Source organism: uncultured Sphingomonas sp. (assembly GCF_964021865.1).
GTDB lineage: Bacteria > Pseudomonadota > Alphaproteobacteria > Sphingomonadales > Sphingomonadaceae > Sphingomonas.
Map to the genome: position 1 here is coordinate 48,127 of NZ_CAXIAM010000004.1, position 12,876 is coordinate 61,002.

At 68.9% G+C, this 12,876-nt stretch carries 13 protein-coding genes and 1 tRNA gene; 5 read left to right on the forward strand and 9 right to left on the reverse strand.

Going from position 1 to position 12,876, the window contains the following annotated elements:
• The first annotated feature begins 26 nt into the window (after positions 1-26).
• From AADI75_RS02040 to AADI75_RS02055, 4 genes are all read left to right on the forward strand, one after another.
• Positions 27-272 (forward strand): hypothetical protein, encoded by a 246-nt coding sequence (locus AADI75_RS02040; protein ID WP_341207391.1) that lies wholly within the window; start codon positions 27-29, stop codon positions 270-272.
• A 61-nt stretch (positions 273-333) separates the two neighbouring features.
• Positions 334-528: a hypothetical protein gene (locus AADI75_RS02045; protein ID WP_341207392.1), complete on the forward strand. Its 195-nt coding sequence runs from the start codon at positions 334-336 to the stop codon at positions 526-528.
• 15 nt (positions 529-543) lie between these two features.
• The gene (locus AADI75_RS02050) at positions 544-1,083 is read left to right on the forward strand and encodes a hypothetical protein (RefSeq protein ID WP_341207393.1); all 540 of its coding nucleotides are present in this window, start codon (positions 544-546) and stop codon (positions 1,081-1,083) included.
• Between the two features lie 63 nt (positions 1,084-1,146).
• A complete protein-coding gene (locus AADI75_RS02055; RefSeq protein ID WP_341207394.1) occupies positions 1,147-1,953 on the forward strand; it encodes a hypothetical protein in 807 nt (268 codons plus the stop codon).
• 162 nt (positions 1,954-2,115) lie between these two features.
• On the opposite strand, the gene AADI75_RS02060 is transcribed toward AADI75_RS02055, so the two are convergent.
• From AADI75_RS02060 to AADI75_RS02090, 7 genes are all read right to left on the reverse strand, one after another.
• Positions 2,116-2,769 carry a DUF1206 domain-containing protein gene (locus tag AADI75_RS02060; RefSeq protein ID WP_341207395.1) on the reverse strand — a complete coding sequence of 218 codons (654 nt, stop codon included), beginning with the start codon at positions 2,767-2,769 and terminating at the stop codon, positions 2,116-2,118.
• Positions 2,770-2,992: 223 nt separating this feature from the next.
• Positions 2,993-3,068, reverse strand: a tRNA-Lys gene (locus tag AADI75_RS02065).
• Positions 3,069-3,168: 100 nt separating this feature from the next.
• Positions 3,169-4,281 carry a rod shape-determining protein RodA gene (gene rodA / locus AADI75_RS02070; protein WP_341207396.1) on the reverse strand — a complete coding sequence of 371 codons (1,113 nt, stop codon included), beginning with the start codon at positions 4,279-4,281 and terminating at the stop codon, positions 3,169-3,171.
• The gene (gene mrdA, locus AADI75_RS02075; RefSeq protein ID WP_341207397.1) at positions 4,278-6,407 is read right to left on the reverse strand and encodes a penicillin-binding protein 2; all 2,130 of its coding nucleotides are present in this window, start codon (positions 6,405-6,407) and stop codon (positions 4,278-4,280) included. The genes rodA and mrdA overlap by 4 nt, the downstream gene beginning before the upstream one ends.
• Entirely contained in the window at positions 6,404-6,913 is a 510-nt protein-coding gene (mreD, locus tag AADI75_RS02080; protein WP_341207398.1) for a rod shape-determining protein MreD, read from the reverse strand. The genes mrdA and mreD overlap by 4 nt, the downstream gene beginning before the upstream one ends.
• Entirely contained in the window at positions 6,910-7,812 is a 903-nt protein-coding gene (gene mreC, locus AADI75_RS02085) for a rod shape-determining protein MreC (RefSeq protein ID WP_341207399.1), read from the reverse strand. The genes mreD and mreC overlap by 4 nt, the downstream gene beginning before the upstream one ends.
• Before the next feature lie 175 nt (positions 7,813-7,987).
• The gene (locus tag AADI75_RS02090) at positions 7,988-9,028 is read right to left on the reverse strand and encodes a rod shape-determining protein (protein ID WP_028966752.1); all 1,041 of its coding nucleotides are present in this window, start codon (positions 9,026-9,028) and stop codon (positions 7,988-7,990) included.
• Positions 9,029-9,168: 140 nt separating this feature from the next.
• Here AADI75_RS02090 and mutL point away from each other — a divergent pair, with 140 nt between their 5' ends.
• Positions 9,169-10,986, forward strand: coding sequence for a DNA mismatch repair endonuclease MutL (mutL, locus tag AADI75_RS02095; RefSeq protein ID WP_341207400.1), 1,818 nt, complete (start codon positions 9,169-9,171; stop codon positions 10,984-10,986).
• A gap of 57 nt (positions 10,987-11,043) precedes the next feature.
• Here the strand turns inward: mutL and AADI75_RS02100 are convergent, their stop codons facing one another.
• A complete protein-coding gene (locus AADI75_RS02100; RefSeq protein WP_341207401.1) occupies positions 11,044-12,435 on the reverse strand; it encodes a methyl-accepting chemotaxis protein in 1,392 nt (463 codons plus the stop codon).
• A 96-nt stretch (positions 12,436-12,531) separates the two neighbouring features.
• Positions 12,532-12,834 carry a hypothetical protein gene (locus AADI75_RS02105; protein WP_341207402.1) on the reverse strand — a complete coding sequence of 101 codons (303 nt, stop codon included), beginning with the start codon at positions 12,832-12,834 and terminating at the stop codon, positions 12,532-12,534.
• Between the last annotated feature and the right edge of the window lie 42 nt (positions 12,835-12,876).

Sequence of the window (12,876 nt, forward strand, 5' to 3'; positions counted from 1 at the left end):
GATGCAGGATGACGAGGAGGTTGGAGATGGACGGGATCAATCGTGCGACCGGGGCGACGGTGCATCCGCCGGCCGTCGGGCTGGGCTGCGGCGATCGCAAGGCGGCGGAGCGGATCGTGCAGGATGCGAATGCCGCGATGCAGAACCAGATCATCGATCGCCGCGCGGACGCCGCGACACCGGCGCTGCCGCAGAGCGCGCTCGATCGCTTGCTGTCGACGCCGGGACCGCTCGACCGGTTCGCGGCCGAGCCGCCGGTGGAGCACACCTAATCGTAACGATGATGGCGCGGACGGCCGGGACACGCCATCTAGGGTCGGTAAGGAGCGTGAGATGAACCCTGTCGCCAGCATCGGCGCCGCCCCCATGCGCGGCGCGCCCTCGACCGACCCGATGACCGCGCCGGCCGAGCGGCAGACGCCGTTGGAGCGGTTGCTGGCCGAGCCGGGTCCGCTCGATCGTTTTGCTGCGCCGGAGCCCGGCTCCCGTCCCGCCGACGCCGAGCATGGCGCGGCACCGCTCCGCTGATCCAGAGGTGACGTCATGACCGCGATCGACGGTTTCTCCCGGCTGCCTACTACCCCCGTTCACGTGGCCGGTGCGGTAACGCCGATCGGCGACGGCGCGCATGATGATGCGCGCTCGCTGGCCGGGACCGCGATCGGCGAGATTGGGCACCGGGTGCTCGCGTGGGTGGGGCAGAGCGCGCGGACGCTTGACTCCGCCTCGCACGCCTGGGCGGCATCGAGTGGTGTCGCGACGGGCGGGTTCCGTCCCGATCCGGCCGAACTGGCGCGCGGCGGGGATGTATACGAGCTGCGCGGGCTGGCCGCCGATCTCGGTGCGCGGACCGGCGCGACGCCGACGCAGGAGGGCGAATTGCGCCGCGCGCTGGAGGATGTGACGCGGCAGGCGGTGGTGCAACTGGCCGGGCTGTCGGGGGCACCGGCCGACCGGCAGCTGGCCGGGATGCGCGCGGCGCTGAGCGAGGCGCTGGACACCAGCGCCGGCGACGGCGCGGACGGCGTGATTTCGCGGTTGCAGGCCGCCGCGCAGCAACTGGCGCGCGGCAACGGCGCATGAGCCGCCGGAACCGGCCGTGCGCGGCGGCGTAGAGGCGGCGACGGGATCAGGAGAAGCGATCTAATGCGACGGAGGATAGCAGCCGCGATCGGTGGTCTGGCCGTGGCGCTAGGCGCTGCACCGCTCTGCGCGCAGCGGGCGCAGGTGGTCAATGCCGGCAGCGAGCAGGCGCTGCGGATCGGGACGGTGACGGTGTCGCGGCCGTTCGGCGGGACGCTGGTCGACGGGCTGGCGGTGGTCGGCGCGTACCGGATCGGGCGTGAGCGGTTGTGGCTGGTGCGCGGTGACGGTGGGCCGCAATGCCCGGCGCGCTATGTCGTGGTGGCGCGCCGCTCCGCCGAGGAGTTGGTGACGAGCACGCCGTTCGGCCCCTGCGCGGTCGCAGGAAAGTCGCGCGTCGCTGACGGTGCGTTGGTCGTGCCGATCGCGGGCGCGATTTACGCTTATCGCAACGGTGACGTTCGGCTGCTCGACGCACCCCGCGTTGTCCGCAATGTGCCGGTGGCGCCGCGCTGCGTCCCGGGCGCGCAGGTGCCCGCGACCGAGCAGGCCGCGACGCTGACGGCGTTCGAGGATGGCTTTCCCTCAAGCTACGGCGACGCGCGGGCGTTGAAGCGGCTCGAGATGACACCGCCGGAGTTGCGCGACCTGCTGACGGGACTCGCCTGTCTCGCCAGCTGGCCGGCGGCGCAGGAGGTTGTGCCTGATCGCGCCACCGCACTGTTCGCCGACAAGCGCTGGGGCCCACGCGCGTTCGCGATGCTCGATGTGATCGCCGAGGATCGCACCACCACGCCCCATCTGGTGGCGCTGACCCGCAGTTTCGCCGCCGAGATGCGCTACCGCGTCGATCGCCGCACGAAAATCTAAGCCTGTTGCCTGCGCTCGATCTTCCTTGTTGCTGCCGCTAGACGAATTTGCGCGTGACCGCATCTACCGGTACGTCGTGCAAGCGACGGAAGCGTGCCTCAACGAGGCTGAACAGGCCGAAGCCCAGCAGGCCAGCACCGACGATCAGGTCAAAAGGGTGGGTCAGCCAACGTAAAACCCGCGCCATGCCGCCAGTGCCGCTGGCCTGTTCTTCGATACCGGCGTTGAGGAGCAGCCAGCCATGATGAGGAACACGGCGCCGCGCGCCGCATAACCTGCCCGACCGCTCCACCGCACCCATGGTTGCCGCACAATGCGCGGATCGAGGTAGCGGAGGAACGAGCCCTTGGCGGCCTTGACGAGCTGGACGCTTCCTAAAGCGACCAGAATGGCTGCGGCGACCATGACGAGCGCCCAGCCGCCGGGCAACCGCAGCGCCATCTGAGTGCCCTCTCGCGTGCTGTCGCCCGATTGCGCCACCCCGCGCATGAGGCCGACCGCCTGCCATGCCAATGCGAGATGCACGATACCACTGACGCCCGCGCCGACACGCTCGGCCCAGCCTTTCGCGTCCACGCCGTGCCGTTCGATGTCTAAAGCGGCATCGGCCACCCGCCAGATTCCGTAGGCGATCAGCCCGATTGTCAGCACGCCGAGTAGGAGTTGGCCGCCGCCTCGACCGAGAAATTCAAGCGCGCCGCTGGGATCTTCCGCCCGCCCGGTGCGCAGGATCAGCGTGGCGATCACTAGATAAAGCAGACCCCGGGTGGCAAAGCCTACCCGCGTCAGCAGTGTCAGGCGGGCGTCGACGTTCATGCAAGGTCCTCCGGTCGTTGAGGAAACCCGGTATCCGGCAGCTCGTTCCAAGCCTGTAATGAACAGTTGCGGCGCTTTCAGCGTAGAAGCAGGGTTTGATACGGGCACGCGCATGGAGGGGCGGGCTGATCCGATGAGCCGTTGCGGACACGCCGAGGCGGCGTGAGTCATCACGTCCAAAGCACAACGGCCCCGCGATCGCTCGCGAGGCCGTCGAAAAAACTGGTGGACGCACTTGGGCTCGAACCAAGGACCCGCTGATTAAGAGTCAGCTGCTCTACCAACTGAGCTATGCGTCCAGCGATCATGGGGAAAGCGCTTCCGGAGAACCGCCCCGCGATCGGGAAGCGCGCCTCTAACAGCGCTTCCCGGATTCGCAAACCCCTTTTTTGACTTTTTTCACCAGCGCGACGACCGGCGTGCCGAGATCGAACGGTCGATGCCCATCAGGATGCCGAGCGAGATCAGCACCGTCATCTGCGCCGATCCGCCGAAACTGACCAACGGCAGGGGGATACCGACCACCGGCGCCAGCCCCATCACCATCATCAGGTTAATCGCCATGTAAAAGAAGATCGTTGTTGCCAGCCCTGCCGCGGCGAGCTTGGCGAAACGATCCTCGGCACGAACGCCGACGTTCACGCCCCAGCGGATCACGAGCAGGAAGGCGATGATGAGGAACGCACCGCCCGCCAGCCCCCATTCCTCCGCCATCGTCGCGAAGACGAAGTCGGTATGGCCCTCCGGCAGATAATCGAGATGGCTCTGCGTGCCCTGCAGGAAGCCCTTGCCGAACAGCCCGCCCGACCCGATCGCGATCTTCGACTGGCTGATGTGATAGCCGGTGCCGAGCGGGTCGCTCTCCGGGTCCATGAAGATGAGGATGCGGTGGCGTTGGTAATCGTGGAGCACGTAGTTGAAGGCGAGCGGGATCGCTGTCGCCACCGCCAGCGCGCCGCCGACGAACAGCCGCAGCGGCACGCCGGAGAGAAACATCACGGTTGCGCCGCCCGCGCAGATCATCAGCCCGGTGCCTAGATCGGGCTGCGCCATGACGATCAGCGCGGGCATCCCGATCAGGACGGCCGCGGGCCAGATCGCCTGGAAGCGGCGCGTTTCGGCAGCGGGCAATAGATCGTAGAAGCGCGCGAGCGCCAGCACGATGGCGAGCTTCATCGTTTCCGACGGCTGGATGCGCACCGGGCCGTAGCCCAGCCAGCGCTGGCTGCCGCCGCGCACCGCGCCCAGCAGTTCGACGAGCACCAGCAGGATAAGGAAGATGCCGTAGATGTAGAAAGCCGACTTCTTCCACCATTCCAGCGGCACCCGCGACAAGGCGATCGCGCCGATCATGAACACCGCGAACCGCAATCCCTGCGGGATCACCCAGGGGCGCAGACTGCCGCCGGCGGCGGAATACAGGACGACGAGGCCGAAGCCGCCGATCGCGGTGACGAGCAGCAGCACACGCCACGGCAGGATCGCAAGCGGCGCGGGAACGAAGCCACTCATGGTTGCGGGTCCGTGGCGGGGTCGAGCGGCGCGGCGCGGCGCTCGCTGTCGGTTTCGGGCTCGGGCGAGCCGGTCCGGGCGGGGCCGCCGCTGGTGGCAATGTCGCGCGCGGTCGCCTCGGCGCTGACGTTCGATGCGTCGGTTGCGGCCGCGACCGCGGGCGAGTTCGAGGCGGGCACGTCGTCGTCGTCGATCACCGGCGGGGCCGGAGCATGGGCGGCGCGATACGCGGCGCGCTGCGCGGCCATGCGCGTGGCGATGTCGCCGCCCCAGGTCGGCTCGACCTCGGCAAGGCTCTTCATCGCCCGGTCGCGATCGAACAGATAGGTCATGATGTCGCGGCCGATCATCGGCGTGTCGAGGTTGCGGACGGTATGGCCGTTATGCTCGAGCACCACCGCCGCGGCATAGCGCGGATTGTCATAGGGCGCGAAGCACACGAACAATGCGTGGTCGCGCAGCTTGAACGGCAATTGCCCGTTCTTGAGCACGCCCGAGCGCCGCTCCGCCATCGTGATCCGGCGGACCTGCGCGGTGCCGGTCTTGGCGGCGATCGCGACGCCGGGCACCAGCATCCGCGCCGCGCCGCCGGTGCCGCCGTGATTGACGACCCCGTCCATCGCCTCGCGGATGATGCGGAAATGCTCGGGGTCGATCGGCAGCATCTCGGCCTGCGGCTTGAACGGATCGCGGATCAGCGACGGCACCAGCCGACGACCGGACGCGAGCCGGCTGGCCATCACCGCCAGTTGCAGCGGGTTGGAGAGCACATAGCCCTGGCCGATCGAGGCGTTGAGCGAATCCGCGACCTTCCAGTCGGTCTTGTACTTGCGCTGCTTCCACGCGCTGTCGGGGACGGTGCCGTAGCGTTGCGTGGAGAAGGGCAGGTCGAACTTCTGCCCTAATCCCAGCTCGCGCGCGACCGGCGCGATTTTGTCGTAACCGACGCGGCGCACCATTTCGTAGAAATAGATGTCGCAGCTCTGCATGATCGCGTTCTTGAGATCGAGCGGACCGTGACCGCCGCGCTTGTGGCAGTGAAAAACGCCATTGCCCACGCGCATCGCGCCCGAGCAGAACACGCGTTCGTCCGCGCCGACACCGGCGGCAAGCAGCGCCAGCCCGTTCATCGGCTTGACGGTCGAGCCGGGCGGATAGAGCCCCTGCGTCACCTTGTTCATGAGCGGAACGTGATCGTCCTCGCTCAGCATCTTCCACTCCATCTGGCTGATGCCTTCGGAGAAGGTGTTCGGGTCGTAGGCGGGCATCGACACCATCGCGAGCATTTCGCCATTGGTGCAGTCGAACACCACCGCCGAGCCCGAATTGGTGCCGAGCCGCCGCGCCGCATATTCCTGAAGGCCCGCGTCGATCGTCAACCGCAGCGTGCGGCCCGGCACGTCGGGGCGGGTGGCGAGTTCCTTCACCAGCTTGCCGCGGGCGGTGACCTCGACGCGCTTGGCGCCAGCGGTTCCGCGCAAGAGTGGCTCCATCGTCTTCTCCAGCCCGTCCTTGCCGAGCTTGAACCCCGGGGTGACGTAGAGCGGGTCGCGGGTCTTCTTGTATTGTTCGGCGGTCGCCGCGCCGACATAACCGATCAGATGCGCGACCGCCGGGCCGGCGGGGTAATGGCGCGCAAAGCCGCGCGTCGGCGCCACGCCGGGCAGTTCGGGCTGGCGGACCTGCACCGCGGCGAAGCGTTCCCAGTCGATGTTCTCGGCGATCTCGACCGGGCGGAAGCCGGGGGCATGCTCCAGCTCGGCATTGATCTGCGCGAGATCCTCATCGGACAGGCCGATCAGCGCGCGCAGATGCGCGAGCACGCGGTCCTTGTCCTCCAGCCGGTCGGGGATCACGTCGACGCGGAAATCGGTGCGGTTGCTGGCGATCGGCTGGTTGTGGCGATCGACGATCCAGCCGCGGCGCGGCGGGATCATCGTCATGCTGATGCGGTTGCTCTCGGCGAGCAAATTGTAATGCTCGTTCTGCGCGATCGCGAGATAGCCCATCCGCCCGATCAGCAGCGCGCCGAGCCCCGCCTGTCCGGCGCCGAGCAGCCAGGCGCGGCGGGAGAAGCTGTAGCTCTGCGCCGCCTCGGTCATGATCTTCGGCGCGCGCGGCCTCATAGCGCGCGCCGCAGGTCGATCCACGCGACCAGCCGCGCGGCGGCGGGGAAGAGCAGCACAGAGGTCATGATCTGGAGCAATAGCACGCTGTCGACATGGGCATCGAGCGGTGTCGCCACCAGTCGGCCACCGAGCAGCACGAACGCGATCGCCAGCGCGGCGATCGCCCAGCTTTGCGCGAAGTCGCGCACGCCGGAGCGCGCATCGATCGCCTCCACCAGAAAATAGGCCAGCGTCCACAGCAGCATCGCGCTGCCCAGCGGTTGACCCGAGAGCAGATCGTCGAACAGCCCGAGCAACGCCGGGGCCCAGACGCGCAGCGACAGCGGCGCGAGCAGCCGCCACGACAGCATCAGCAGCAGCCCGACCGGCGGCAGCAGCGGCAGCGTCGCGCCCCACGGCAGGATCGTGACCAGCGAGCCGACCATCACCGTCGCCCACGGCAACAGCCGCGCGCGTCCACGGCCGAGCGGTTCCTCGAAGGGCGGGCGGACAGGGGGCGTCACGGATCGGGCGTGGGCGTCGGAGTCGGCGTTGGGGCGGGCGTGGGCGACGGTGGCGGGGGCGGCATGAACGCACGATGGACGATCGCGAGATCCAGCGTGTCCGGTCGCGCGAACGGCCGGGCCGGCGCGCTGTCGGTGCCGTCGCGCAGCACGCGCGCGACGGGCACGCCGGGGACGAACATCCCGCCGGTGCCGGAGGTGACGAAGATGTCGCCGGGGCGGAACTTGCCGTCGGCGGTGTCGATGGTGCGGATGTCGATCAGCCCGTCGCCGCGCCCGGCCGCCAGCGCGGGCCGGCCGTCGCGCGAGCGGCGGACCGGCACGACGCTTTCGGCGTCGGTGATCAGCAGCACGCGCGCGGTATTCGGGCCGGTGTAGAGGACTCGTCCGATCAGCCCCTCCGGCCCCTGGACCGGTTGCCCTTCGGCCACGCCCTGCCAGGCCCCGGCGTTCAACAGGCCGTATCGGCGGGTGCTCGACCCGCTGGTACTGACGATCCGTGCGGTGGCGACCACCTGTGGGTTCTGATCGCGCAAGGCGAGCAACGCGCGGAGCCGGACGTTCTCCAGCCGCGCCTGACGCCCGACCAGCAACGCGCCGCGTGCGCGTTCCAGCCGCGCGCGCAACGCGGCATTCTCGTCGTGGACGCGCCACCACGTCCCGATCTCCTCGGGCACCGTGGCGAGGGTGCGGACGACCGCGGCGCCGGCGGTGGAGACGGGGGCGGTCACTTCGGCAAGCGCGGCGCGCGCCATCGCGAAGGCGGCGGGGTTGAAGGTCGACAGCGCAAGCAGCACCGCTCCCACCACCGCCCCGGCGATGCCGAGGATGTAGGTGACGAACAGTCCGTATTGCGCGCGCCGCGAAAAGCCGGGGCGCCGATCCCGCGACGGCGCCATTGCCGTCACCTCCCGCCTTCAGATGATGTGGTTACCTGCCAGTCTACGTCCTTCCGTTCGCCCTGAGGAAATGCTGAGCTTGTCGAAGCCTTGTCTCGAAGGGGCCGCGCAGGGCGGTGTTTCGAGACGGTGTTTCGGCAGGCTCAACACCTCCTCAGCACGAACGGAACTTCGGTTACCCGTTCTGCAACACTGCGCGGAAGAGTGGATCCTCCAGCGCACGGCCGGTGCCGATCGCGACGCAGATCAGCGGTTCGTCCGCCACCGTCACCGGCAGCCCGGTTTCGTCGCGGAGCACCTCGTCCAGCCCGTGGAGCAGCGCCCCGCCGCCGGTGAGCACGATGCCCTGATCGACGATGTCGGCCGCCAGTTCGGGGGCGGTGTTCTCCAGCGCGATGCGCACGCCGTCGACGATCGCCGCAACTGGCTCGCTGACCGCCTCCGCGATCTGCGCCTGCGTGATCTGGATTTCCTTCGGCACGCCGTTCACCAGATCGCGCCCCTTGATGAAGACGGTCTTGCCGATGCCATCGGCGGGCGGCTTGGCGCACCCCAGTTCCTGCTTGATCCGCTCGGCGGTCGCCTCGCCGATCAGCAGATTGTGGTTGCGGCGCACGTAGCTGACGATCGCCTCGTCCATCTTGTCGCCGCCGACGCGCACCGACGTGGTGTAGGCGAGGCCGCGCAGCGACAGCACCGCGACCTCGGTCGTGCCGCCGCCGATGTCGACCACCATCGAGCCGACCGGCTCGGTCACGGGCATGTCGGCGCCGATCGCCGCCGCCATCGGCTCCTCGATCAGATACACCGCGCTGGCGCCCGCGTTCTGCGCGGCGTCCCGGATCGCGCGACGCTCCACCTTGGTCGAACCCGAAGGGACGCAGATCACGATCTCCGGCCAACGCATGAAGCGGCGACGCCCGTGCACCTTCTCGATGAAATATTTGATCATCTGCTCGGCCACGTCGATGTCGGCGATCACGCCGTCGCGTAAGGGACGGATAGCCTCGATCGAGCCGGGCGTCTTGCCCATCATCAGCTTGGCGTCCTCGCCGACCGCCTTCACGCGCTTGACGCCGTTGATCGTCTCGACCGCGACCACCGACGGCTCGTTTAGCACGATGCCGCGGCCGCGCACGTAGACGACCGTGTTCGCGGTTCCGAGATCGATCGCCATGTCGTGCGAGGTCATCTTGAACAGGCGCGAGAATATCATTGACGTTGTCGTCCGTGTATTTGTCGCCGGATAGGGGGCGCCGGCAGTGATCGTCCAAGTCCGCGCATCCCGCAGGAATCATGCTGGCGATGGTATCTGCGGGGTCGCGGGATGCCGCGGCTTGGTCTAGGTGTTGCCGCGTGTCAATACGCCGTCTCCCCTCGCATCTGGTCAACCGTATCGCCGCCGGTGAAGTGGTGGAAAGACCGGCCAGCGCGTTAAAGGAGCTGGTCGAGAATGCGATCGATTCCGGCGCCGCGCGGATCGCGGTGGTGCTGGCCGCGGGCGGCGTCGAGCGGATCGAGGTCGCCGACGACGGATGCGGCATGGCGCCGGACGAGATCGCGCTGGCGCTGGAACGCCACGCCACCTCCAAGCTGCCCGACGAGGATATCGACCGGGTCGCGACGCTCGGCTTTCGCGGCGAGGCGCTGCCGTCGATCGCCTCGGTCGCGCGGCTGACGATCGAGAGCCGCCCGGCGGGGGCAGAGGGCTGGGCGCGAACGGTCGACAATGGCGTGCTGGAGCGCGACAGCCCGGCCGCGCTGCCGCCGGGCACGCGCGTCGTGGTCGAGGCGCTGTTCGCGCAGGTGCCCGCACGGCGCAAGTTCCTGCGCTCCGCGCGGTCGGAATATGCCGCGTGCCTCGATGTCGTGCGGCGGCTGGCGATGGCGCGCCCGGATATCGCCTTCTCGCTGGAGCATGACGGCCGGCGCGCCTTGTCGGTCGCCGCCGCCGAGAGCCGCCCCGCGCGGGTCGCGGCGCTGACCGACCGCGCACTCGCCGACAACTCGGTCGCGATTGATCTGGAGCGCGACGGGCACGTGCTGGGCGGCGTCGCGGGCCTGCCGACCTTCCACCGCGGGGTGGCGGATCACCAATATCTGTTCGTCAACGGCCGCCCGGTCCGCGACCGGCTGCTGATCGGTGCGATCCGCGGCGCCTATGCCGAGATGATGCCGCGCGATCGCCATGCGGTGGTGGCGCTGTTCCTCGACGTCCCGCCGAGCGAGGTCGACGTGAACGTCCATCCTGCCAAGACCGAGGTGCGCTTCCGCGACCCGGCGCTGGTGCGCGGGATGATCGTCTCGGGGTTGCGCCGCGCGCTGGATGCAGCGGGGCACCGCGTCGCGCATTCGGCGCCAGCCGAAATCATGGCGTTGTGGGTGCCGGAACATCAAAGCCCCCGCCCCCCCGGGGAGGGGGTTGGGGGAGGGGTCGGGGTCTCACCGAGCGACTCGTTTGGGGCAGCCCCTCACCCAACCCTCTCCCCGCAGGGGAGAGGGCTATTACTGAACGATCACCGCCCGACCTTCTTCGCCGCGCCGCCGGCCGCGCGCGGCGTCCCCGACTGGACGCCGCCGCCCGCGACGACCGACTTTCCGCTCGGCGTCGCGCGCGGGCAGGTGGCCAAGACCTATATTGTCGCCGAGGCGCAGGACGGACTGGTGCTGGTCGACCAGCATGCCGCACACGAACGGCTGGTGCTGGAACGCATGCGCGCGGCGCTAGCTGGCGGGCGCGTCGCGTCGCAGGCGTTGCTGATCCCCGAGGTGGTCGAGCTGGACGAACCGGCGTGCGACCGGCTGGAGGCGCGCGTCGCCGAGCTGGCGGAGTTCGGGCTGGAGCTGGAGCGGTTCGGCGCCCGCGCGATGCTGGTGCGCGCGACACCGGCGTTGCTGGGAAGTGGCGATCCGAAGGGGCTGGTCACCGACCTCGCCGACGAGCTTGCCGCCTATGACGAGGCGCTGAGCCTTCGCGAGCGGCTCGACGCGATCGCCGGGACGATGGCGTGCCACGGCTCGGTGCGGGCCGGGCGCGTGCTGTCGCCGGCCGAAATGAACGCGCTGCTCCGCGAGATGGAAGTCACCCCGCACTCCGGCCAGTGCAACCACGGGCGGCCGACGTGGGTGAAGCTAGACCTCAAGAGCGTCGCGAAGCTGTTCGGGCGATCATAGCGCCCTGCCATTGTCGTCAGCCGGCGCGATGTCGCATCCGCTGCGCCGCCCGCCCCCTCAGCCCTGATCCTTGTAGGCGAGCTGGAGGATGCCCCAATGCGCGCCGTTGACGTTGATCGAGGCGATCACCTGCTTCAGCAGGATGACGCTGCCATCGGCGGCAAGGCGGCGATACGCCTTCAGGCAGAAGGGCTTGGTAATCTTCACCTGCTGTTCGGTATCGGCGAAATCGAAGAAGACGCCCGCCCTCGAATATTCGGTGTTCCAGCTACGCTGCCCAGGGCGCTGCGGCAACGACCGCTCGGGCATCGCCACCGCGCCGAAACAGCGCCGATCGGTGAAGCTCATCCCGAAGAAGCCGGGGAGGGCGCGTGCCGCCTCCTGCTGCGGGCGGGCGAGCGCGGTGATCGTCGTCATCGCGGGGTGCGTGAACAGCGGAGGATCGGTGCCCTCGACCCGCTTATACGCGTCGCCGAGGATCGCGGACTGTTCGAGCGTTCCGGTCGCGACCGCCTGCGCCAGCCCATCTGACACCTGCCGGGCGGCGGCGACCGCGAAATGGATATAGGGACGATCGGGGGTGTCGGCGTCACTTTCGGCCAGCAACTGGAGCAAGGCGTTGGTGTCGTCGCTGACCGAGGTCAGCCGCGTCGACAGCCGTTGCAGCCCCGAGGCATTGTCGCTCGACGTCTCCGACAATTGACCGAGCCCGGTCTTTACCTCGACCACCGCCGACAGCATCGAGCCGATCCGCCGCACCACGCTGTCGCTGTTGCGTTCCAACCCGTCCATCAGCCCGCGCAGCTGCGCGACCAATGCCTTGACCTCGTGCGTGCCCTGATGCGCCGAGCGCGCCTTGGTCACCCCCTGATCGACGCGCCCGAGCATCGCATCGGCCTGCGTGGTCAACGCCTCGATCGAGGTGTTGATGCGCGACGTCGCGGCGGCGGTTTCCGACGCCAGTTTCTTGACCTCGCCCGCCACCACCGAGAAACCGCGCCCGGCGTTTCCCGCGCGTGCGGCCTCGATCGTCGCGTTCAGCGCCAGCAGGTTGGTCTGTTTGGCGATCGCGTCGATCGTCGCGGTCACACGCCCCACGTCTTCCAGCGCCGAGGTGAACGCGCCGAGGCTGTCGTGGATGCGACTGACCTGCGCGATCAGGTCGACCACATCCCCCATCGCCGCATCGATCTGGACATGCGAACTGGCCAGCAGCCCGTGCGCGCCGGTCGTCGCCCCCGACGCTTCCCGCGCGGCATCGGCGACATTCTCGACGTCGTCGGTCAGCCGGTTGGTCTGGGCGCCGACGCTCTCGATCGTGCGGGCCTGCGCGGTGACGCGGGTCGCCAGTTCGGAGATGTCCGCCTGCAGGTCCAGCGTTCGGATGCCGAGTTCGCCCGCGACCCGCGATGCCCCGGTAATTGTTTGATCGAGCGTCAAAATTGCCACCTCCAGCACCCGCGATAGCGGGGGATGGTTAACGATTGATCGAGACCGTCACGGCACGGCGCGTTGCGGGCACGACAAGACGCGGGGGCGCGGCGCTCATCCGGCGGCGTACATCGGATTGGGCGCCTTCGGCCTTCGCCTACCCATTGCGCGATGACTCACGACGACCATGCCCATCAATGAGCCAACCCGAATCGGCGTTGACGTCAGCGGCAGAGGCGGCACCGCATGAGGGCTGTCGCTGCGCAGCGCCACCAGCCGGCTGTCAATCTGCAGCGCGCTGGAGCTGAGACGGGCGCAGCCGCCGGGGCTGGCGGCGCTGATCGCCGCTGAAGCGCGCGGGGCCGTGCCGGCCTTGGGGGTGTAACTCGCAACAACGGGGCGGATGTGGTCGAACATGCGTCGACACTGCCGGGTCGCCGCGCGACGTAGTCCAGCGCT